Here is a 20,343-nt window from a genome sequence, read left to right on the forward strand (position 1 = left end):
CCCCACACGTGGGGACTTCGAAAGGCAGTGCCATGCCGGACCAGGCGGACAGCACGGGCGGGACGAGCGGGGCGGACGGTGCCTCCGCGGTGCCTCCCGCCGTGCGGGTACAGGGACTGTGGAAGCGGTTCGGGGATCAGATCGCGGTCTCCGGGGTCGATCTGGAGCTGCCCGCGGGCAGGTTCATCGGTCTGGTCGGCCCCAACGGTGCGGGGAAGACGACCACGCTCTCCATGGTGACGGGACTGCTCAGGCCGGACATGGGGAGCATCGAGGTCGGCGGTCACGACGTGTGGCGGGATCCGGTGGCGGTGAAGGCCCGGATCGGGGTCCTGCCGGAGGGGTTGCGGCTGTTCGAGCGGCTCTCCGGGCGTGAACTCCTCGCCTACACGGGTCGGTTGCGGGGGCTGCCGGGGGCCGAGGTCGACAAGCGGACCACCCAGCTGCTCGACGTCCTCGATCTGGCGGGGGCGCAGCACAAGCTGGTCGTGGACTACTCGACCGGGATGCGCAAGAAGATCGGTCTCGCGGCCGCGCTGCTGCACAATCCCGAAGTCCTGTTCCTCGACGAGCCGTTCGAGGGTGTGGACCCGGTGTCGGCGCAGACGATCCGCGGGGTGCTGGAGCGGTACACGCGCTCCGGGGCGACCGTGGTCTTCTCCAGCCATGTGATGGAGCTCGTCGAGTCGCTCTGCGACTGGGTGGCCGTCATGGCCGCGGGCCGGATCCGGGCCCGGGGCACGCTGGCGGAGGTGCGTGGTGACGCGCCGTCGTTGCAGGACGCGTTCCTCGAACTGGTCGGGGCGGGCGCCCGGGACACCGGGGAGTCCCTGGACTGGCTGGGCGGCGCCCGATGACCGTCCTGGAGAGCCCCGCGGGGCGGGCCGTTCCGGCGGTCGGGGGTCACGGCCTCGTGTCCGTCTTCGTACGGCTCAAGCTGACGCTGCTGCGCAACGGGCTGCGTCAGTCGTCCGGGCGGCGTGCGGTCTACATCGCGTCGCTCGTGGTCACGCTGCTGTTCGCCGCGGGGCAGGTGGTCGGGCTGGTCGCGCTGCGCGGGCACGCGCAGGCGGAGACGCTCGTGGTGCTGCTGACCGCGGTGGTGGCGCTCGGCTGGGCGGTGATGCCGCTGTTCTTCCCGGGCGGTGACGAGACCCTCGACCCGAGCCGGCTGGTCATGCTTCCGCTTCGGCCCCGCCCGCTGACCGGGGCGCTGCTGGTGTCCTCACTGGTCGGCATCGGGCCGCTCTTCACGCTCGCCCTGGCCCTCGGTTCGGTGATCGCGGTGGCGCGGGGTGCGGCGGCGGTGGTGGCCGCTGTCGTCGCCGTACCGCTGACGCTGCTGGTGTGTGTGGCGCTGGCCCGGTCCGTCGCCACGGCCAACGTCCGGTTGCTGACCTCCCGCAAGGGGCGCGATCTGGCGCTGCTCAGTGGGCTGGTCATCGGGGTGGGCATCCAGTTCGTCAGCTTCGGTGCGCAGCGTCTGGGGCGGGCGGGCGGCCTGTCCGCGCTCGAACCCCTCGCGGACGTGGTCCGCTGGCTGCCGCCGGCCTCGGCGCTCGGCGCGGTGGGGTCCGCCTCCGAGGGGGCGTACGGGGCGGCCGTCGGGCAGGTGCTGCTCTCGGTGCTCGCCCTGGGGTTTTTGGTGTGGCTGTGGCAGCGGAGTCTGTCGAAGCTGATGACGTCGCCGGACGGCTCCACGATCGCCGTCGCGGACCGCGAGGCCGGATCGGAACGTTCGGGCCTCCTCGCGCTGCTTCCCGAGGGGCGTACGGGGGCGGCGATGGAGCGCGGTCTGCGGTACATCGCCCGGGACCCGAAGACGAAGGCGACGTGGGTGGCGGCGCTGGCGATCGGTCTGATCGTGCCGGTGCTCAACGCGGTGCAGGGGTCGGGCTCGGTCTACCTCGCCTGTTTCGCGGCCGGGATGCTCGGCATGCAGATGTACAACCAGTTCGGGCAGGACACTTCCGCGTTCTGGATGGTGGCGCTGTCGATCTCCTCCTCCCGGGACGCCTACGTCGAACTGCGGGCGCGGGCCCTGACCCTGCTGCTGATCACCCTGCCGTACACGGTCCTGGTGACCTCGGTGACGGCGGCGGTGCTCGGGGACTGGGCGTCGCTCCCCGCGTCCATGGGTGTGTCCTTCGCCCTGCTCGGCGCGATGCTGGCGACGGGCGCGATGGCTTCGGCGCTGTTCCCGTACTCGATCCCGCAGGAGGGCGCCTTCAAGAACGTGGCGCCGGGTCAGGCGGGGCTCGCCTGGATCTCCATCCTCGGCGGGATGGTGGCGTCCGCCCTGCTCTGCGCGCCCGTGATCGGGCTGACGGTCTGGCTGCACGTGGCGGATCTGCGGGGCTGGTTGTGGCTGCTGCTTCCGGTGGGAGCGGTGTACGGGGCGTTCGTCGGGTGGCTGGGCCTACGGCTCGCCGCGCCCCGTACGGCGGCCCGGCTCCCGGAGATCCTGGCGGCGGTCAGCAAGGGCTGAGGGGGCGCGGGGCGCAGGTCCGCGAGGGCGAGAGGGCGGGGGGCGGGGCCGGGGCGCCTACGGGATCGCGGGATCGGGGGCCGACGGGTCCCGGTCGCCCTTGTCGCCCGCCTCCCCGTCGTCCCGGTGGTCCTCGGTGAGCTGGTCCAGGAACGGCTCCACGGCTGTGCGCCAGCCCTCCGGCTGGTCGTAGTGGACGAGATGACCGGCGTCGGCCACCTCCGCGTACTGCCCGCGCGGCAGTACGCGGACCATCTCCTGGGCCTCCGCCCGGCCCAGCTCGCCGTCGATCCCGCGCAGGACCAGGGTGGGGCACCGCACCTGCGCCAGCTCCTCCCAGTGGGCGTCGTAGACCCAGGTGGCCCGGGAACGGAGCATCTGCGCGCGGGAGAAGACGGGCCGCCAGCCGTCGGCACGCTCGGCCATGACCTCGGCGAAGAACTCGCCGCGGGACGGGTTGGGACGCTCCACCCAGGGGTCGTCCTCGCCGAACCACTTCCGCACGTCGGCGAGGGTCGCGAAGGGGACCGGCCACGCGTTGAACCAGTCCTCCCATTCGCGCTGCGAGGCGGCCCCGAGCGCGGAGGCCCGCATGTCGCAGATGACGAGGGCCTTCACGAGGTCCGGACGCTTCGCGGCGAGCTGCCAGGCCGTGAGGGCTCCCATCGAGTGCCCGATGAGGACGACGGGGGCGAGGCCGAGCTGCTCGATCGCGGCCTCGGCGTCGGCGACGTACGCGTCCCGGGTGTACGGGCCCTCGGCCGGCTTGTCGCTTCGGCCGTGGCCGCGCTGGTCGAGGCCGACCGGGCGGTGCCGCTCGGAGAGCCAGCGGGCGGTGGAGGCCCAGTGCGCGGACCGGCCCATCAGCCCGTGCAGCAATAAGACCCCGGGGGCGCGCTCCGCCTCCGCGCGCCCTTTGGGCGAGTCGGCGAACTCCCAGGCCGCGAGGCGTACGCCGTCGGACCCGGTCACGTCAATGCGCCGCACCATAGGTTCTGGCACCCCCTTCTGGTTCTCGATCACCGTGTGGTCGCCTCCGCCAGACTATCGAACCTTTATTCGAACAGTGGGGTTCGGCTCGCAACATCCCACGTTCGAGTGACACCGCTCCAGGATTGACGGACGCCGCCGAGGGGAGATTTCCTCCGGGAAGCGGATCACTCGGGGACAGGGGTCCGCGGGGACTGACCTCGAGAGCTCGGGGCTCCGGGTCAGAGCAGGGGAGAACCGGCCCCGGCGCCTACGGGCGCCGGGGCCGTCCCCTGTTCCGGAAGAGACCGGTCCGCCCGCGCGCGGGGCCCCCGGGGCATCTCGCCGGCTGCGGGCGGCGTGGCTCAGGGCGGCGTCCTTGCCGCTCCGGGCAGCGTCCTTGCCGCTCCGGGCGGCATCTTTCCCGTCCCGTGCGGCATCTTGTCCGCTCCGTGCGGCGATGAGGGCGGCCGGGAGCCCGGCAGTCACCGTTCGGTGCACAAGCCAGTACGACGGGCGCATTCCCTGCTCCCTCCCCGACCGCGCGGCAGACCCTGCCGGCACCCCAGGTCAAATGCCTGGCCACAGCCTGGCACGCGATTCGCCCGGCCGCTGCGATTCCGGACGGAAAACAGAAAGCGGGCGGAACCGGTTCACTTCTGCACGTGCATATGCACCGGTGCCTGCAACTGCACCCAGGCACCGGTGCCCACATCCGCGCTGGTCAGCGCTTCGCGACGAAGACGTGCGAGGCGACCTCGGCGTCCAGCTCCGCCGCCTCTCCACTGGAACCGACCAGCACACCACCGGCCGACTCGGTCACGCTGACGACCGAACCGGGCTGCACGCCCGCCCGTCGCAGCGCGTACATCAGCTGTGCGTCGGTCTGGATCGGCTCACCGATCCGGCGCACCACCACGGTCTTGCCCTCCGCGCCCGGGTCGAGCTCGGCCAGGCTCACCATGCTGTCGTCCAGGAAGGGATCGGCCTCGGCCTTCTCACCGAGCTCCTCCAGCCCGGGGATCGGGTTGCCGTACGGAGACTCCGTCGGGTGCCGCAGCAGCTCCAGGACGCGGCGCTCCACGGCCTCACTCATCACGTGCTCCCAGCGACAGGCCTCGGCGTGGACCTGCTCCCACTCCAGGCCGATCACGTCGACCAGCAGGCACTCGGCGAGCCGGTGCTTGCGCATCACCCGTGTCGCGAGGCGTCGTCCCTCCTCGGTCAGCTCCAGGTGGCGGTCGCCCGCGACCTGGACCAGCCCGTCCCGCTCCATGCGCGCCACCGTCTGGCTGACCGTCGGACCGCTCTGGTCCAGCCGTTCGGCGATCCGGGCGCGCATCGGGACCACGCCTTCCTCTTCGAGCTCGAGGATGGTGCGGAGATACATCTCCGTTGTGTCGATCAGTCCGGACATACGTGCCCCTCGATGCTGTGACATGAAAATCGTCGTGCGATGGCCCTCCGGCAATTCTGACGCATACGGCCGACAACCGTGCCGCGCCGTCGGAAGCATCTCGACGGGAGCGGTACCGGGTGGTTGACAGGTCACTGGTCCAGACCGCAACGTGAGCCGCGGCACAGACTCCCCACCCCCGTAGGAAAGGCCTCCTCGATGAGCGACAGCAAGCTCGCCGGTCAGTTCTTCGACGCCGCGATCGGCCTGCTGGAGCGTGTGCGTGACGAGGAGGCGGGATCCGTCGCGGCCGCCGGTGCCGCCATCGCCGACACGGTCGCCGCGGGCGGCCGGCTGTTCGCCTTCGGCGCCGGGCACTCCTCGCTGGCGGCGCAGGACGTCGTCTACCGGGCGGGCGGGCTCGCCCTGATGAATCTGCTCGCCGTGCCCGGCACGCTCGGCGTCGACGTCATGCCGGCCACGCTCGGCTCCGCGCTGGAGCGGGTGGACGGGCTCGCCGGAGCGGTGCTCGACTCCAGCCCCGCGAAGTCCGGCGACCTCCTCGTGATCATCTCCCTGTCCGGGCGCAACGCGCTGCCCGTGGAGATGGCGCAGAACGCGCGGGCGCTCGGGCTGACGGTCATCGGGGTCACGTCGGTCGCCTACGCGACGGGCACCCGGTCGCGGCACGCCTCGGGGGGATTCCTGCGGGACCACTGCGACATCGTGCTCGACAGCAAGATCGCGATCGGCGACGCGGAGCTTTCGGCGGAGGGCGTCGAGGCGCCGTTCGCGCCCGCGTCGACGGTGGTCACCAGTGCGCTGATGCAGGCGATGATGGCCACGGCGGCGGAGGAGCTGGTCGCCCGGGGGATCGAGCCGCCGTTGCTGCGGTCGGGGAACGTGGACGGCGGGCATGAGTGGAACGGGCGTGTGATGCGGGAGTACGGGGACCGGATCTTCTACCGGCACTGAGTCCTGGGGCAGGCCCCTGGGTTCTGTCCTCAGCGCTTGGCGGTGCGGCCGTGACCGCCCCACGAGACGGCAGGCCGGACCACCTGCACGGTTCCGCCCTCAAAGGCCGGACGGGCCGGGATTGCCGCCGCGACCGCCCCACGGAACCACAGCCCGAACCACCCGCACCCGTCCGCCCTCAAACGCCGGACGGGCTGGATTCGTCGGGCCGGTCCGGGGTGGGCGGGCGGTCGTGGTGGCCGAAGCCTGTCGTCAGGTGGGCCAGGTCTATCGCCGAGGCGACCCGGACCGCCACGCTCTCCGCGTACATCGCGTCCGGGCGTTCGAACGCGCTGCGGTTCGCCGCGCGCAGGAACGTCACCACGCCCAGCGTCCGCCCCCGGCTCCGCAGCACCGCGCACAGGGCGTGCACCGAGTCGCGGGGCCACTGGCGCTCCACCGCCCATGCCTCGCCCGTCCCGGTCCGCGCGCTGGCCCGGACCGACCCCGTGCGCTCCACCGCCTGCAGGGCCGGGTGTCCCGCCCCGTACCGCGCCGGGATCGCGCCCCCGGACACCGGCAGGCAGGGGCCCGGCGCGTCGGCCGGGGTCGCGGCGGCCCGTACCAGCCGCTCCCCCGCCAGCAGGTCCACGACGACGTGGTCGGCGAACCCGGCCAGGGCGTAGTCCAGCGAGGAGGTCGCCGCCTCCACGGGGTCCTCACACTCGGCCGCCTGCCGGGCCGCCCGGTGCAGCTGGTTCGACCGGAAGCGCACCCGGTCCGCCTCCTGCTCCGTGAGCTTCGCCGCCGTCACGTCCCGGAACAGCCAGCCGACGCCCAGCGGGACCGGTTCCTCGGCGAGCGGTGAGGCCAGCCGCAGAAACCCGCTGCGCCAGCAGCGCCGCCGGTCGCCCTCCGCCGTCCGCAGCGTCACCCACAGCTCCGTCGGAGCGGACGGGGCGCCTTCGGCGAGCACGTGCTGCAGCGCGCCCTCCAGGTCCTCCACCCCCTGTACGACGAGCTCGCCCAGCGGACGCCCCAGCAGTGCCGTACGCCCGCCGCCCAGCGCCCGTGACGCGTAGGAGTTGACGACGGTGGGCCGCAGATCGACGTCGACGAGGACCACACCCCACGACGCGTCCTCGAACAGCGCCTCGCTCAGCGCGATGGACCGCTCCAGGTCGATCTGCGCGTGCACCTCGCTGAACGCGCAGTACACCCCGGCCGGCTTCCCGTCCTCGCCGCGCACGCCCGACGACTGGGTCCGTACGAGCACCCGCCCGCCGTCCTTGCGCAGCAGCGCGAATTCGTGGACCTGCCGGCCGGGGGCCTCCATCGCGGCCGTCAGCCGCGCCTGCACGTCCCCGGCGTCGGCGCTCCGTACCGCCCATCCGGCGAACCCCGCCCGCCCTACGGCCTCCGCCGCGGACCAGCCGAGGATCCGTTCGGCCTCGCGGTTCCAGTGGGTGATCGTGCCGTGCGCGTCGAACGCGCAGAGTGCGGCGTCCATCCCGTCGAGCAGTGCCGCGAGCAACTGTGACCCGGGGACCGCTTCCGAGGGTCCGCGCCCGGGGTCCTCGTCGGGGCCGATCGCGTCCGTGGTGCCGCTGCTCCTGGAAGCACTCACTCCGTACCTCCCGCAGGACGTATTCCGCATTGCCGCACGTCAGACCATTGAACTCGAACGTGAGCCACCGCACAGCCACTTCCCGGAAATCCGGCGGCCATCCGATCTCCGATAAATGGCTTGTGCGCCAGGGAGAGGGTTCCTAGGCTGTGGTCACACGTCGAAAGGAGGTGATCCGAAAAGTGCAGTCTTATCGGATTCGTGAGGTGGCTGCGGGCTGACAGCCCGTCGTCGCACACAGTGCACCTCGGCAGGCTGTTCTGCCGAAACCCAAGCAGTCACCGACCCGCAGGCTCGCCGGTAAGTCCGGCCGGCTCCTCCGCGAGGAGGGACCAGAGCCTGCGGGTTTCTGCGTGTCCGGGGCCGCCCCGGAGGCCGGGGGCCCGCCGCCGGGGCCCGTGGCGGCCGTCCTACGGGCAGAGGCGCTCCACGCTCCAGTCCGCGCCCTCGCGCACGTACCGCAGCCGGTCGTGCAGCCGGTTCTCGTGGCCCTGCCAGAATTCGATCGTCTCCGGTACGACGCGGAATCCGCCCCATTGCGGGGGCGCGGGGACCTTCTCGCCCTCCGGGTAGCGGTCGGCCAGCTCCTCGTAGCGCCGTACCAGCTCCTCGCGTGAGCCGACCACCGTGGACTGCTCGCTCGCCCAGGCGCCCAGCTGGGAGCCGTGCGGGCGGGTGCGGAAGTAGGCGACCGTCTCCTCGCGGCCGACGCGGGCCGCGGTGCCGGTGACGATGACCTGGCGGGCCAGCGGGTGCCAGGGGAAGAGCAGTGAGACGTACGGGTTCGCGGTCAGTTCGCGGCCCTTGCGGGAGCCGTAGTTGGTGAAGAAGACGAAACCGCGGTCGTCGTAGTGCTTCAGCAGCACCGTGCGGGAGGACGGCCGGCCCTCGGGAGTGGCCGTGGACACCACCATCGCGTTCGGCTCGTGGAGCGCCCCGCCCGCGGCGACCTGCCGGAACCAGTGCGCGAACTGGTCCATGGGGTCGGCGGCAAGGTCCTTCTCGGTGAAGTCCTCGGAACGGTACTGCTCGCGCATCGCGGCCGGATCGGTGGTGCAATCGGAGGCAGAGGCGCGAGAGGAGACGGAAGCGGAGGACGGAGTGGCATCAGCTGTGGGCACGAAGGCCATCCTGCCGCAGCGGGCCGGTGCACCCGATGGGGAGGGGGCTCGACTCCCGCGCGACCCCTCGCGCGGGCAACGGGAGGCAGCGGGAGGCTGTGCCGGACGTCACCCTTCCCCGCGTCGTGGGAAACCGCCAATATCGTGGGCAGGCCCGTGTGGCCTGCAAACACCATCCGCCGAGCCGAGGGAGCCGCCCGATGTCCGATTTCGTACCCGGACTTGAAGGAGTCGTCGCGTTCGAGACGGAGATCGCCGAACCCGACAAGGAAGGCGGCTCGCTCCGCTACCGAGGTGTCGACATCGAGGACCTCGTGGGCCATGTGTCGTTCGGCAACGTCTGGGGTCTGCTGGTGGACGGGGCGTTCAACCCCGGTCTGCCGCCCGCCGAACCGTTCCCCATCCCCGTGCACTCCGGCGACATCCGTGTCGACGTGCAGTCCGCGCTCGCCATGCTGGCGCCCGTGTGGGGTCTGAAACCACTGCTCGACATCGACGCGGAGACGGCGCGTGACGACCTGGCGCGGGCGGCCGTGATGGCCTTGTCGTACGTCGCCCAGTCGGCGCGCGGACAGGGTCTGCCGATGGTCCCGCAGAGCGAGATCGACAAGGCGACCTCCGTGGTGGAGCGGTTCATGATCCGCTGGCGCGGTGAGCCGGACCCCAAGCACGTCAAGGCCGTCGACGCCTACTGGACGTCGGCCGCCGAGCACGGCATGAACGCCTCGACGTTCACCGCGCGCGTCATCGCGTCGACCGGCGCGGACGTGGCCGCGGCGCTGTCCGGCGCGGTGGGCGCGATGTCGGGTCCGCTGCACGGTGGCGCCCCGTCCCGGGTCCTCGGCATGATCGAGGAGATCGAGCGGACCGGCGACGCCACGACGTACGTGAAGCAGGCCCTGGACAGGGGCGAGCGGCTGATGGGCTTCGGGCACCGGGTGTACCGGGCCGAGGACCCGCGCGCCCGCGTCCTGCGGCGTACGGCACGTGAGCTGGCCGCGCCGCGCTTCGAGGTGGCCGAGGCACTGGAGAAGGCCGCGCTGGAGGAGCTGCACGCCCGCCGCCCCGACCGGGTACTGGCGACGAACGTCGAGTTCTGGGCGGCGATCGTCCTGGACTTCGCCGAGGTCCCGGCGCACATGTTCACGTCGATGTTCAGCTGCGCCCGTACGGCGGGCTGGTCGGCGCACATCCTGGAGCAGAAGCGGACGGGTCGCCTGGTGCGCCCCTCGGCGACGTACGTCGGCCCCGGCACGCGTGACCCGCGACAGATCGCGGGGTACGAGCAGCTCGCGGCCCTGGGGAACTGAGCCGCCCGGCGAACCTGTCCACCGCACCATGCCGGAGTGCGTCAGGTGCGGTACGCCCGGCCGCCCGGAAGCCCTGCCCGACGGCCTCTGCCGCTCCCGCCACCGGCCCGACCCGTCGGAGCCCGTGGCCCCTCCGGCCGGAGGTCTCGGTGAGTCCGACGTGCGCGCCCGCGCGGGCCACGTCCGCGAGCTGCTGCTCAGGTCCCGCTGAGCGGCCGGAGGCTGGAAGCCAGGCATCCCGAAACGGGACGTCCCGGAGCGGTCGGTCACGTTCCGGTGCGCCGAAATCCAGTCAATCTACGGCCGCGTGGCCGACTCACCCCGGGCCGGTGAAACCCGTTGCCGCTTCAAGGAATTCGGCGAGAACGGCGCTCACACGGGCCTCCACCGATGTGGCCAGGCTCGCTCATCGTGGCGATCATCACGCTGCGGTAAATGATCACTACGGATAGCTTTCGCGAGTGATCCCCCATCAGATTCAGCGCACCGAGACCCCGCTCGCCGAGCTCACTGACATCCTCTTCGCGGATCGACTCGAGTCGACCCACGAACGATGGAGGAAACTGTTCAGCTCCGCCCCGTTCCGGTTCCAGGAGGGACTGACGCACCAGGAGCGCATAGCGCTGTCCTACGAACGTCTCCGGCTGGTCAACGCGGCCGTGGACGGCCCGCAGGACCTGGTGACCGATCCCGTCGCGCTCACGGCGCTCCACGAGTGGGCGGGCATCGTCGATCCCGGCATGGCGACCGTCGCGAGCATCCACTACAACCTCTTCCTCGGCAGCCTGCTCGACCATGACCGCGCGGGACGTGATCTGTCCGAGTACGTCCGGGGAGACCGGATCGGCACCTTCCTGTGCACCGAGCTGGCGCACGGCAACGACGCCGCGCAGATGGAGACCACGGCCACGCTCGACCGCGCGTCCGGCGGCTTCGTCCTGCACACCCCGACGCCGGGTGCGGCCAAGTACATGCCCAACACCGGCCCCACGGGCGGAGCGAAGAGTGCCGTCGTGGCGGCGCGCCTGATCATCGACGGTGAGGACAAGGGTGTCTTCCTCTTCCTCACCCCGCTGAGCGACGAGGAGGGCCACCCGCTGCCGGGAGTGGAGGTGAGCCCGCTGCCCCAGGCCGCCAGCAGCCCCGTCGACCACTGCGCCACGGTCTTCGACGGCGTCCGGCTCCCCCTCGACGCCCTCCTCCAGGGCGACCACGGGCGCCTCGGCCCGGACGGGGCGTTCAGCAGTTCCCTGGGGAGTCCCCGCAAGCGGTTCCTGCGGTCCATCGGGCGCGTCACGGCGGGGAAGCTGTGCATGAGCGCGTACAGCCTGGGCGTGACGCGCCACGCGCTGGCCGTCGCCATGCGCCATGCGCACTCCCGGGTCACGTCCGGCATGACCAGCGGCCAGAAGGTGCCGCTGATAGCCCACCGCAGTCACCACGCCCCGCTGCTCGACGCCGTCGCGACGACGTACGCGGCCACGCTGCTGCACCGGTCCGTCGTACGGGAGTGGACGTGGGCCGAGGACACCGACCGTGAGGCGAACGAGCGCCTGACGGCCGTCACCAAGGGGTGGATCACCTGGCAGGCCCGCGCGGTCATGACCGAGTGCCGGGAGCGGTGCGGCGCCCAGGGGCTGCTCCTGGCCAACGGCATAGCGGGGCAGCTCGCGGCCAACGAGGGGACGATCACGGCCGAGGGCGACAACAAGGTCATCTGGGTGAAGGCCGCGGGCGAGATGCTCCTGGGCGGATTCTCGCCGAAGCCGCCCAGCGAGATCGGCCCGGAGCACCGTGCGCTGACGGACCCCGAGCACCTGCAGGACCTGATGGCCGACCTGGAGCGCATATGGCACGCCCGCGCCCGGAAGCGGCTCCGGGAGCGGGCGGCCTCGCCCATGGCGCGATGGAACGCGGCCGTCACACCGGCTCTGCGACTGGTCGACAGCCACGTCCACCGGCTGGCCGGCGAGGCACTGCTGACCGCGGTCGGCCAGGCCGCCTCTCCGCAGGCCCGTGATCTCCTCGGTGATCTGCACAGCCTGTTCGCCCTGCGCCAGGTCGCCGCGCACAGCGGAGACCTCCTGGCGGAGGGCCGGCTGACGGCCGCCCAGGTCCAGGAGCTCCCCGACGTGGTCGAGACCGTCGTCGCCGCGCTCGAACCGCACGCGCTCACGCTCACCGACGCCTTCGCGGTGCCCGACGCGCTCCTGGACACCTATCCCATGCTGGGGGGCTGAACGGGAGGACGCGGGGCCGGCACCGTTCGCGGGGAGCCCGCCGGCCGTCGTACGCCACCGACGGCCGGGGTCCGGAGCCCCCCGGCGGGTCCGGTCAGAAATAGAGCGCCCGGTGCATCGCGTACGTGAACCTGTCGCCCGCGCTCAGTGTCCGCACCATCCGGTCGCAGAAGGTCTCGTACTCCTCCTCCTGCGTCCCGTCCAGGGAGATCGCCGTCGCCGGCCCGGTGGGTGCCGCGTGCCGCAGTGAGCCCAGGAGGCGGGGAGGGGCCTGTATCTGGAGGATGTCCAGTACGCGGCGGAAGTTGTCCACCACGTTCTGGCCGTGCTCCGCGATCTCGCCGAGCGCGCGGGCCAGCGGGCCGACCGCTTCCGATTCCGCTCTCGCGAGCAGGCCGTGGCAGGCACTCAGCCCCGAGATGCTCTCCGCGCTCATCCCGACGACGTGCAGGCACGTCAGCCGCGCACCGCCCCGGCCCCGGAGCGTGTAGCCCTCCGGGTCCCTTCGCCGACGGGCCCGGCGGACCGCCGTCTCCTGCCAGTGGAGGCGGGGAGGCATCCGGCTCTGGATGTCTCCCCAGCCTTCGTACGCGTCACGAATGATCTTCGCCTGCCCGGGGGGAAGGTCGCGCAGGTAGAAGTAGTACAGCGAGTGGAGGAGCGGTTCCTCCATCGCCAGGAATCTGGTCATGAAGACGGGGTCTTCCGGCACCAGGACGTGCATCGAGCTCCTTCTGTCACCAGGCTGGGACGGGATCGCCGGGCACTCGCACCGATTCCGGGTCCGTCGGGGGCACGGGCCGTCCCGTCCCCGTCGAAGCGCCTCCGGAAGCCGTGTGCGCCACCACCTCGGTCACCACCGGCGGGCCTGTCCGCCGGCGGCCCGGATCCACCGGTCCGAGGCCGGTGGACGGCTCTTCCGGGAACGCGGATGCGTGGTGCGACCTGCGACGACGGGGTCGTTGCGGCAGCCACAACTGTCCGGTCCGGCACGGCAGTTACGAGTAATGATCTTGCCATGCCGAGGAGCGTCCGGAGACCGCGCGGCGCGGCTCCAGGTTCTCGGGAGCCGATGTGCGGGGCACAGGTGGGCCGGGTGGGATGCCCAGGAATCCGTACGGCGCCCCGGTCGTCCGGCGTCCACGCGGAGCCCGGTCGACGCCTCTGTGGACCAGGCAGGTAATTCGGTGAAAGTGTCGCCGGTCCCGACGTTAGGGTGACCCGCATGAGCCACATAGCGTTGAGTGATGTCACGCTGCACTACGACGACCAGGGGCCGTCGGACGGGCTGCCGGTCGTGCTCGTGCACGGCCATCCGTTCAACCGCGGCATGTGGGAACCGTCCGTGCGGGCACTGGTGGTGGCGGGCTACCGCGTGATCACCCCGGATCTGCGCGGCTACGGCGACAGCGGTGTCACCCCCGGCAAGGTCCTGCTCTCCGGTTTCGCGGACGACATCGCCGCTCTCCTCGACCACCTGGGCGTGGAACGCGCGGTCGTCGGCGGTGTGTCCATGGGCGGCCAGATCGCCATGGAGTTCCGGCGGGGCCGCCCGGAGCGGGTCCTGGGTCTGGTGCTGTCCGACACCTCCGCGCCCCCCGAGACCGAGGAGGGCAAGGAGATCCGCAACGCGATGGCGGACCGGCTGCTGGCCGAGGGCATGGACGGTTACGCGGCCGAGGTGATCGGCAAGATGCTCGCCCCGTACAACGTCACCGGCCTGCCGGACGTGGCGGCACACGTCCTGGGCATGATGCGGGCCACCGACCCCGAGGGTGCGGCCGCCGCGCTCCGGGGACGGGCCGAGCGGCTCGACCACCGGGACACCCTCGCCGCCGTCGACACACCGGTCCTGCTCGTGGTGGGCGCGGACGACGCCTTCACCCCGGTCCGCGACGCCGAGGACATGCTCCGTCTGGTACCCCACGCCACGCTCGCCGTCATCGAACGGGCAGGCCACCTGCCGGGGGTGGAGCAGCCCGAGCGGTTCAACGAAGCGCTACTGGGCTTCCTGGGCGCCCGGTTCACCGGCGGTGCGTGAGGGGCCCAGCGCGTCGTCCACCAGCCCCGCCCACTGTGCGACGACCCTGCGGCGGCGGGCCGTGTCGTCGGTGAGGAAGTTGGCGAGACCCAGGCCCCGGGCCATGTCCAGGAGGCCCTGGACCGTCTCGCGGACCCCTGGGCAGCCCTCGTCCGCGCCCAGGAGTTCGACGGCGATGCGGTGGGTCTCACGGCCGACGCGGCCTTCGAGCTCGGTGACGCGGGCGCGGAGCGGTTCCTCGTTGGAGGCGGCGACCCAGAGCTGGAGCGCGGCGCGGAAGAGCGGTCCGGTGTAGAGGTCGACGATGGCGGCGATCACCGCCGGGCGGCCCTGGACGGGCAGGGCGCGCAGGGCGGCGGAGCGTTCCTCGGCGACGTACTCGATGGCGCCGGTGAACAGGTCCTCGCGGGTCGGGAAGTGGTGCTGGGCAGCGCCGCGGGAGACCCCGGCGCGTTCGGCGACGACGGAGACGGTGGAGCCTGCCCAGCCGTGTTCGGCGAGACAGGCCACCGCCGCTTCGAGCAGCCGTTGACGGGTGGCACGGCTGCGGTCCTGCTTGGGGGACTTGGGGCTCGTGGCGATCACAGCAGCCATGCGGGATCCCGTCGTTCCAGGAAGGCCGTCATCCCTTCCCGTGCCTCGTCGGAGGCGAAGAGTGCAGCGGAACGGGCGATGAGGTCTTCGGCGTACTGATCGAAAGTCCTCAGCACAGTAACCGTGACCAACTCCTTCGACGCGGCCAGCCCCTGGGGGGACGCTCTGCGCAGCCCGTCCAGCACCGGTACGAGGGCCTCGTCCACGTCCCCGGCCGCGAGGGTCACGAGGCCGGTCCGGGCGGCTTCCGCCGCGTCGAAGCGTTCCCCGGTGAGGTAGTAGCGGGACGCCGCGCGGGGGTCGAGGCGGGGCAGCAGGGGCAGGGAGATGACGGCGGGGGCGAGGCCGAGGCGTGATTCGGTGAGGGCGAAGGAGGAGTCGGGGCCCGCGACCGAGATGTCGCAGGCGCCGAGCAGTCCGAGCCCGCCGGCCCGGACGTGCCCGGTGACCCGGGCGACGACCGGTTTGGGCAGGGTGACGATGCGTCGCATGAGGGCGACGAAGGCGTGCGGGTCGGCCGGTGCCCTGAGATCGGCGCCCGCGCAGAACGTGTTGCCGGTGTGGGTGAGGACCACGGCCCGTACGGTGTCGTCCGCGGCGCAGGCGTCGAGGGCGTCGGTCAGCCCGGACACGAGCCGTGCGCTCAGGGCGTTGCGGTTGGCCGGGGAGTCGAGCGTGAGCGTGGTGACACCCCGGTCGTGGGTGGGTGCGGCGAGGGTCATCGTTACTCTCCCCGGGTCGGGTTCGTGCGCGGGTCCGGCGTGGATCATTGACGCCGCTCCCGGTCGCGCAGTTCCCTGCGCAGGATCTTTCCGGAGGCGGCGCGCGGTACGGCCTCGATGAATTCGGCCCGTCTGACCTTCTTGTACGGCGATACGCGCTCGGCGACGTACGCCATGACGTCGTCCGCGGTGAGGTCCTGGGCGGCCGGTCCGCGTACGACGTAGGCCTTGGGCACCTCGTTGCCGTCGGCGTCGGGGACGCCGATCACGGCGGCGTCGGCGATCGACGCGTGGGTGAGGAGGAGGGCTTCGAGCTCGGCGGGGGCGACCTGGTAGCCCTTGTACTTGATGAGTTCCTTGACCCGGTCGACGACGAAGAGCCAGCCGTCCGCGTCGACGCGGCCGACGTCCCCGGTGTGCACCCAGCCGTCGCCGTCGATCATGTCGGCGGTGGCTCCGGGGCGGCCGAGGTAGCCCTTCATCACCTGCGGGCCGCGGATGAGGATCTCGCCGTCGGTGTCGACGCCGAGGTCGGTGGCCGGGTCCTCGATGGACACGATCCGCATCTCGGTGCTGGGCAGCAGCTTCCCGACGGCTCCGGGCGGCGGGTTCTCCGCGTCGAGGGGCACGACGTGGGTGCCTGGCGAGAGTTCCGTCATGCCGTACGCCTGCCGGACGGGCGGCACGCCCAGACGGTTCGAGCAGGCTTCGGCGAGCTCGGCGTCCAGGGGCGCGGCGGCGCTGACGATGTATTCGAGCGAGGACAGGTCGTACGTGCCGACGGCCGGGTGCTTGGCGAGGGCCAGGACGATCGGCGGGGCCACGTACAGCCCGCTGATGCGGTGTTCCTGGATGGCGCCGAGGAACTGGTCGAGGTCGAACCGGGGCAGCACGACGACGGTGGCTCCGCAGCGCAGCGGGACGTTCATCAGGGCGGTCAGCCCGTAGATGTGGAAGAAGGGGAGGACGGCGAGGATGCGGTGGCCGGGCCCCATGGGGATGAAGGGGCGCAGCTGCTCCAGGTTGGTACCGATGGAGCGGTGGGTGAGCATGACGCCCTTGGGGGTACCGGTGGTCCCGGAGGAGTACGGGAGGGCGGCGACGTCCTCCGCGGGGTCGAAGGCGATGTCGGGCTCGGGGGCGGTGGAGCCCAGCATGTCGAGTACGGAGGTGTGGCCCTCGGCCTGGTCGCAGACGAAGATCTCCTGGATGCCGCCCGCGAGTTCGGCCGCCCGGCGGGCGACGTCGAGGAACGGGGACACGGTGACGATCCAGCGGGCGGCCGAGTCCTCCAGCTGTTTGGCGAACTCCTCGGCCGTGGCCAGCGGGTGCACGGTGGTGACGGCGGCGCCGGCGCGCGTGGCCCCGTAGAAGACGGCCGGGTAGGCGATCGTGTTGGGGCTGTGCAGGGCGAGGACGTCGCCCTTGCGCAGTCCCGCCGCGGCGAGGTGCGCGGCGATGCGGCGGTGGAAGGTGTCGAGCTGGGCGTAGGTGACGGAGAGGCCGTTCGTGCCGTCGACCAGGGCGACGGTGTCGCCGAAGGCCGCGGCCCCGCCGAGAACCGCTTCGTGGATGGGTGCGTCGAGGGCCGGAACGTCTGCGTACACACTGCGGAACACCATGGTGGTCCCCTGTCGTCGCGGTGCGGCGGGCACGCGGCCCGCTCGGGAGCGGGGCCGTCGCGCGGGTGTGAGGAGTCGGGGTCTCGCCTGTCGGCATGCCGGGGGAGACCCGGACCGACCGGGTTACGTCGTCAGTACGACTTCGGCAGTCCCAGCGACTGGTGGGAGACGTAGTTCAGGATCATCTCCCTGCTGACGGGCGCGATACGGGCCACGCGTGCGGCCGTGATCAGCGAGGCGAGGCCGTATTCGCGGGTGAGGCCGTTGCCGCCGAGGGTGTGGACTGCCTGGTCGACGGCCTTCACACAGGCCTCGCCGGCCGCGTACTTGGCCATGTTGGCGGCCTCGCCGGCGCCGACGTCGTCGCCCTCGTCGTACAGCCTGGCGGCCTTCTGCATCATGAGACGGGCCAGTTCCAGCTCGATGTGGGCGATGGCGAGCGGGTGCGCGATGGCCTGGTGGGCGCCGATGGGGGCTTTCCACACCTGGCGGGTGCGGGCGTACTCGACGGCCTTGCCGAGTGCGTAGCGCCCCATCCCGATGCCGAACGCGGCGGTCATGACGCGCTCGGGGTTGAGCCCGGCGAACAGCTGGGCCAGCCCGGCGTCCTCATCGCCCACGAGCGCGTCGGAGGGCAGTCGCACGTCGTCGAGGGTCAGCTCGAACTGCTTCTCCGGAGCGTGGAGTTCCATGTCGATCCGCGAGCGTCCGAAGCCGAGGGCGTCGCGCGGGACGATGAAGAGGCAGGGCTTGAGCGTGCCGGTCCGCGCGTCCTCGGTGCGGCCGACGACGAGGGTGGCGGCCGCGATGTCGACGCCGGACACGAAGACCTTGCGGCCGGTGAGGATCCAGTCGCCCCCGCCGTCGCGGCGGGCGGTGGTGGTGATGCGGTGGGAGTTCGATCCGGCGTCGGGCTCGGTGATGCCGAAGGCCATGGTGAGGCTGCCGTCGGCGAGGCCGGGCAGCCACTGCCGCTTCTGGGAGTCGGTGCCGAAGCGGGCGATGACGGTGCCGCAGATGGCGGGCGAGACGACCATCATCAGCAGGGGTGATCCGGCGGCGCCGAGCTCCTCCAGGACGATGGAGAGCTCGGCCAGGCCGCAGCCTCCGCCGCCGTACTCCTCGGGGAGGTTGACGCCGAGGTAGCCGAGTCTCGCGGCGTCGGTCCACAGCTCGTGGGGGTGGGAGCCCTCACGGACCACGGTGGCCATGTAGTCGCGCCCGTAGCGCGTGCCGAGGGCGGCGACGGCGGCGCGCAGTGCCTTGTGCTCTTCTGTTTCGAGGACGGTGCTCATGCGTTCTCCGTTGGCTGTCGGGCGGCGGGATCCGGTGCGGCGGGGTCGGTGACGACGGCGAGCAGTGCGCCGACCTCGACCTGGAGGCCGGGGGCGGCGTGGAGCGCGGTGAGGGTGCCTGAGGCGGGGGCGAGGATGCGGTGCTCCATCTTCATCGCCTCCAGCCAGATCAGCGGCTGCCCGGCCTCGACGGCCGCGCCCGGTGCGAGGCCGTTGGCGAGGCGTACGACGGTGCCGGGCATGGGGGCGAGCAGTGAACCGGGTTCGGTGCGTTCGGCGGGGTCGGTGAAGCGGGGCAGGACGGTGAAGGTGTACCCGCCCGCGGCGCCGTCCACATGGGTCCGCCCGTCGTGGACGGTGACGGTGAAGTGCCGGGTGAGGCCGCCGGATTCGAGGGTGACGTGGCCGGGGGCGGCGGTGACGACACGTTCGCCGGTCTCCGGCCGGGCGCCGGTGCGTCCGGTCCGGTAGGCGATCTCGTGCTCGGTGCCGTCCGGCTCGCTGCGGTAGCTCACGGTCTGGGCCTGCGAGGTGAGGTTGCGCCAGGCGCCGAGGCGGGCGGTTCCCGTGGCGGGCCGGGTGGCGGCCCGGGCCAGGGCGGCGGCGGTCGCCGCGAGGCGGCGGCCGTCCTCGTCCTCGGACCGGGTGAGCGCGGTGAGGTGCCGGTCGTAGAAGCCGGTGTCCGGGCGGGCCCCGGCGAAGTCGGGGTGGCGCAGGGACCGTACGAGCAGGTCGCGGTTGGTGACCGGCCCGTGGATGCGGGCGCGTTCAAGAGTGCGGGCGAGGAGGCGTACGGCTTCGGTGCGGGTGGCGGCGTGGGCGACGACCTTGGCGAGCATCGGGTCGTAGTGCACCCCGATGGTGTCGCCGCCGGTGTAGCCGGTGTCGAGCCGCAGGCCGGGGCCGTCCGGGACGTCCAGGGTGTGCAGGGTCCCGGTCTGCGGCTGCCAGTTCGCGGCGGGGTCCTCGGCGTACAGCCGGGCTTCGACCGCGTGCCCGTACGGCTCCGGGGGCGTGGCGGCGGGCAGCGGTGCGCCCTCCGCGACGCGGAGTTGCAGGGCGACGAGGTCGAGCCCGAACACCGCTTCCGTGACGGGGTGTTCGACCTGGAGGCGGGTGTTCATCTCCAGGAAGTACGGGCGTCCTTCGGCCGATACGAGGAACTCGACGGTCCCCGCGCCCCGGTAGCCCACGGCCTGGGCCGCGGCGACGGAGGCGTCGTGGAGCCGCGCACGCAGCGCGTCGTCGAGGCCGGGGGCCGGGGCCTCCTCGATGACCTTCTGGTGGCGGCGCTGGAGCGAGCAGTCCCGGGTGCCGAGTGCCCACACCGTGCCCTGTGCGTCGGCCATGACCTGGACCTCGACGTGCCGGCCGTGCTCGACGTAGGGCTCGGCGAAGACCTCGCCGTCGCCGAAGGCGGAGGCGGCCTCGGCGGTGGCGGCCGTCAGCTCGCCGGGCAGGTCGGCGAGGTCCCGGACGATCCGCATCCCGCGTCCGCCGCCGCCCGCCGCGGCCTTGAGCAGCAGCGGAAGGTCCTCGGTGGTGGCGGCGCACGGGTCCACGGGGGCGAGGAGGGGCACCCCGGCGGCGGCCATCAGTTCCTTGGCGCGGGTCTTGGACGCCATCATCTCGATGGCCTTCACCGGCGGCCCCACCCACAGGAGGCCCGCGTCCCGCACGGCCTGGGCGAACCGGGCGTTCTCGGAGAGGAAGCCGTAGCCGGGGTGCACGGCGTCGGCGCCCGCCGCGAGGGCCGCGGCGACGACGAGGTCGCCGCGCAGGTACGTATCGGCGGGTGCGGCGCCCGGGAGGCGTACGGCGGTGTCGGCCTCCCGGACGTGCAGGGCTTCGGCGTCCGCGTCCGAGTACACGGCGACGGTGGAGATGCCCAGCTCACGGCAGGTGCGGAAGATCCGGCAGGCGATCTCGCCCCGGTTGGCGACAAGGAGAGTGGTGATCATATG

The 20,343-nt window shown here is 72.2% G+C and carries 16 protein-coding genes; 6 read left to right on the forward strand and 10 right to left on the reverse strand.

Annotated features, from left to right (window positions below; all coding sequences use genetic code 11):
* Positions 1-32: 32 nt before the first annotated feature.
* A complete protein-coding gene (locus ACFWVP_RS17225; protein WP_384497459.1) occupies positions 33-857 on the forward strand; it encodes an ABC transporter ATP-binding protein in 825 nt (274 codons plus the stop codon).
* On the forward strand, positions 854-2,488 hold the full coding sequence (locus ACFWVP_RS17230; protein ID WP_384497460.1) for a transporter: 1,635 nt from the start codon (positions 854-856) through the stop codon (positions 2,486-2,488). The genes ACFWVP_RS17225 and ACFWVP_RS17230 overlap by 4 nt, the downstream gene beginning before the upstream one ends.
* Before the next feature lie 57 nt (positions 2,489-2,545).
* Here ACFWVP_RS17230 and ACFWVP_RS17235 read toward each other — a convergent pair whose 3' ends face one another.
* Both ACFWVP_RS17235 and ACFWVP_RS17240 read right to left on the reverse strand, forming a co-directional pair.
* Positions 2,546-3,478, reverse strand: coding sequence for an alpha/beta fold hydrolase (locus ACFWVP_RS17235; protein ID WP_384497462.1), 933 nt, complete (start codon positions 3,476-3,478; stop codon positions 2,546-2,548).
* A gap of 703 nt (positions 3,479-4,181) precedes the next feature.
* The gene (locus ACFWVP_RS17240; protein WP_384497464.1) at positions 4,182-4,874 is read right to left on the reverse strand and encodes a metal-dependent transcriptional regulator; all 693 of its coding nucleotides are present in this window, start codon (positions 4,872-4,874) and stop codon (positions 4,182-4,184) included.
* Between the two features lie 198 nt (positions 4,875-5,072).
* On the opposite strand from ACFWVP_RS17240, the gene ACFWVP_RS17245 reads away from it, so the two are divergent.
* On the forward strand, positions 5,073-5,828 hold the full coding sequence (locus ACFWVP_RS17245; protein ID WP_384497465.1) for an SIS domain-containing protein: 756 nt from the start codon (positions 5,073-5,075) through the stop codon (positions 5,826-5,828).
* Positions 5,829-6,006: 178 nt separating this feature from the next.
* Here ACFWVP_RS17245 and ACFWVP_RS17250 read toward each other — a convergent pair whose 3' ends face one another.
* Both ACFWVP_RS17250 and pdxH read right to left on the reverse strand, forming a co-directional pair.
* Positions 6,007-7,434, reverse strand: a complete 1,428-nt coding sequence (locus ACFWVP_RS17250) for a PAS domain-containing protein (RefSeq protein WP_384497466.1) — start codon at positions 7,432-7,434, stop codon at positions 6,007-6,009.
* A gap of 410 nt (positions 7,435-7,844) precedes the next feature.
* Positions 7,845-8,471 carry a pyridoxamine 5'-phosphate oxidase gene (gene pdxH, locus ACFWVP_RS17255; protein WP_384497469.1) on the reverse strand — a complete coding sequence of 209 codons (627 nt, stop codon included), beginning with the start codon at positions 8,469-8,471 and terminating at the stop codon, positions 7,845-7,847.
* A 284-nt stretch (positions 8,472-8,755) separates the two neighbouring features.
* Between pdxH and ACFWVP_RS17260 the strand changes: the two genes are divergently transcribed.
* Positions 8,756-9,865, forward strand: a complete 1,110-nt coding sequence (locus ACFWVP_RS17260) for a citrate synthase 2 (protein ID WP_384497471.1) — start codon at positions 8,756-8,758, stop codon at positions 9,863-9,865.
* A gap of 461 nt (positions 9,866-10,326) precedes the next feature.
* Positions 10,327-12,105, forward strand: coding sequence for an acyl-CoA dehydrogenase (locus ACFWVP_RS17265; RefSeq protein ID WP_384497473.1), 1,779 nt, complete (start codon positions 10,327-10,329; stop codon positions 12,103-12,105).
* Positions 12,106-12,199: 94 nt separating this feature from the next.
* Here the strand turns inward: ACFWVP_RS17265 and ACFWVP_RS17270 are convergent, their stop codons facing one another.
* Positions 12,200-12,796 (reverse strand): hypothetical protein, encoded by a 597-nt coding sequence (locus ACFWVP_RS17270; protein ID WP_384497474.1) that lies wholly within the window; start codon positions 12,794-12,796, stop codon positions 12,200-12,202.
* 534 nt (positions 12,797-13,330) lie between these two features.
* On the opposite strand from ACFWVP_RS17270, the gene ACFWVP_RS17275 reads away from it, so the two are divergent.
* The gene (locus ACFWVP_RS17275) at positions 13,331-14,146 is read left to right on the forward strand and encodes an alpha/beta fold hydrolase (RefSeq protein ID WP_384497476.1); all 816 of its coding nucleotides are present in this window, start codon (positions 13,331-13,333) and stop codon (positions 14,144-14,146) included.
* Here ACFWVP_RS17275 and ACFWVP_RS17280 read toward each other — a convergent pair.
* From ACFWVP_RS17280 to ACFWVP_RS17300, 5 genes are all read right to left on the reverse strand, one after another.
* Positions 14,105-14,740 carry a TetR/AcrR family transcriptional regulator gene (locus tag ACFWVP_RS17280; protein ID WP_384497478.1) on the reverse strand — a complete coding sequence of 212 codons (636 nt, stop codon included), beginning with the start codon at positions 14,738-14,740 and terminating at the stop codon, positions 14,105-14,107. The two genes, ACFWVP_RS17275 and ACFWVP_RS17280, sit on opposite strands and share 42 nt — an antisense overlap.
* Positions 14,728-15,462 (reverse strand): enoyl-CoA hydratase family protein, encoded by a 735-nt coding sequence (locus tag ACFWVP_RS17285; protein ID WP_384497479.1) that lies wholly within the window; start codon positions 15,460-15,462, stop codon positions 14,728-14,730. The genes ACFWVP_RS17280 and ACFWVP_RS17285 overlap by 13 nt, the downstream gene beginning before the upstream one ends.
* Before the next feature lie 44 nt (positions 15,463-15,506).
* Positions 15,507-17,084 carry a 4-coumarate--CoA ligase family protein gene (locus tag ACFWVP_RS17290; RefSeq protein ID WP_384497480.1) on the reverse strand — a complete coding sequence of 526 codons (1,578 nt, stop codon included), beginning with the start codon at positions 17,082-17,084 and terminating at the stop codon, positions 15,507-15,509.
* 131 nt (positions 17,085-17,215) lie between these two features.
* A complete protein-coding gene (locus tag ACFWVP_RS17295; RefSeq protein WP_384497482.1) occupies positions 17,216-18,379 on the reverse strand; it encodes an acyl-CoA dehydrogenase family protein in 1,164 nt (387 codons plus the stop codon).
* Entirely contained in the window at positions 18,376-20,340 is a 1,965-nt protein-coding gene (locus tag ACFWVP_RS17300; protein ID WP_384497484.1) for an acetyl/propionyl/methylcrotonyl-CoA carboxylase subunit alpha, read from the reverse strand. Before ACFWVP_RS17300 ends, ACFWVP_RS17295 begins: the two co-directional genes overlap by 4 nt.
* Positions 20,341-20,343: the final 3 nt, after the last annotated feature.

The sequence above is a fragment of the Streptomyces sp. NPDC058637 genome (genome assembly GCF_042717325.1).
Classification (GTDB): domain Bacteria; phylum Actinomycetota; class Actinomycetes; order Streptomycetales; family Streptomycetaceae; genus Streptomyces.

What these genes read in the sequence shown, in the direction of transcription:
- ACFWVP_RS17225 (WP_384497459.1), top strand. Translation starts at nt 33, where the DNA reads ATGCCGGACCAGGCGGACAGCACGGGCGGGACGAGCGGGGCGGACGGT.
- ACFWVP_RS17230 (WP_384497460.1), top strand. Translation starts at nt 854, where the DNA reads ATGACCGTCCTGGAGAGCCCCGCGGGGCGGGCCGTTCCGGCGGTCGGG.
- ACFWVP_RS17235 (WP_384497462.1), bottom strand. Translation starts at nt 3,478, where the DNA reads ATGGTGCGGCGCATTGACGTGACCGGGTCCGACGGCGTACGCCTCGCG.
- ACFWVP_RS17240 (WP_384497464.1), bottom strand. Translation starts at nt 4,874, where the DNA reads ATGTCCGGACTGATCGACACAACGGAGATGTATCTCCGCACCATCCTC.
- ACFWVP_RS17245 (WP_384497465.1), top strand. Translation starts at nt 5,073, where the DNA reads ATGAGCGACAGCAAGCTCGCCGGTCAGTTCTTCGACGCCGCGATCGGC.
- pdxH (WP_384497469.1), bottom strand. Translation starts at nt 8,471, where the DNA reads ATGCGCGAGCAGTACCGTTCCGAGGACTTCACCGAGAAGGACCTTGCC.
- ACFWVP_RS17260 (WP_384497471.1), top strand. Translation starts at nt 8,756, where the DNA reads ATGTCCGATTTCGTACCCGGACTTGAAGGAGTCGTCGCGTTCGAGACG.
- ACFWVP_RS17270 (WP_384497474.1), bottom strand. Translation starts at nt 12,796, where the DNA reads ATGACCAGATTCCTGGCGATGGAGGAACCGCTCCTCCACTCGCTGTAC.
- ACFWVP_RS17275 (WP_384497476.1), top strand. Translation starts at nt 13,331, where the DNA reads ATGAGCCACATAGCGTTGAGTGATGTCACGCTGCACTACGACGACCAG.
- ACFWVP_RS17280 (WP_384497478.1), bottom strand. Translation starts at nt 14,740, where the DNA reads ATGGCTGCTGTGATCGCCACGAGCCCCAAGTCCCCCAAGCAGGACCGC.
- ACFWVP_RS17285 (WP_384497479.1), bottom strand. Translation starts at nt 15,462, where the DNA reads ATGACCCTCGCCGCACCCACCCACGACCGGGGTGTCACCACGCTCACG.
- ACFWVP_RS17290 (WP_384497480.1), bottom strand. Translation starts at nt 17,084, where the DNA reads ATGGTGTTCCGCAGTGTGTACGCAGACGTTCCGGCCCTCGACGCACCC.
- ACFWVP_RS17295 (WP_384497482.1), bottom strand. Translation starts at nt 18,379, where the DNA reads ATGAGCACCGTCCTCGAAACAGAAGAGCACAAGGCACTGCGCGCCGCC.
- ACFWVP_RS17300 (WP_384497484.1), bottom strand. Translation starts at nt 20,340, where the DNA reads ATGATCACCACTCTCCTTGTCGCCAACCGGGGCGAGATCGCCTGCCGG.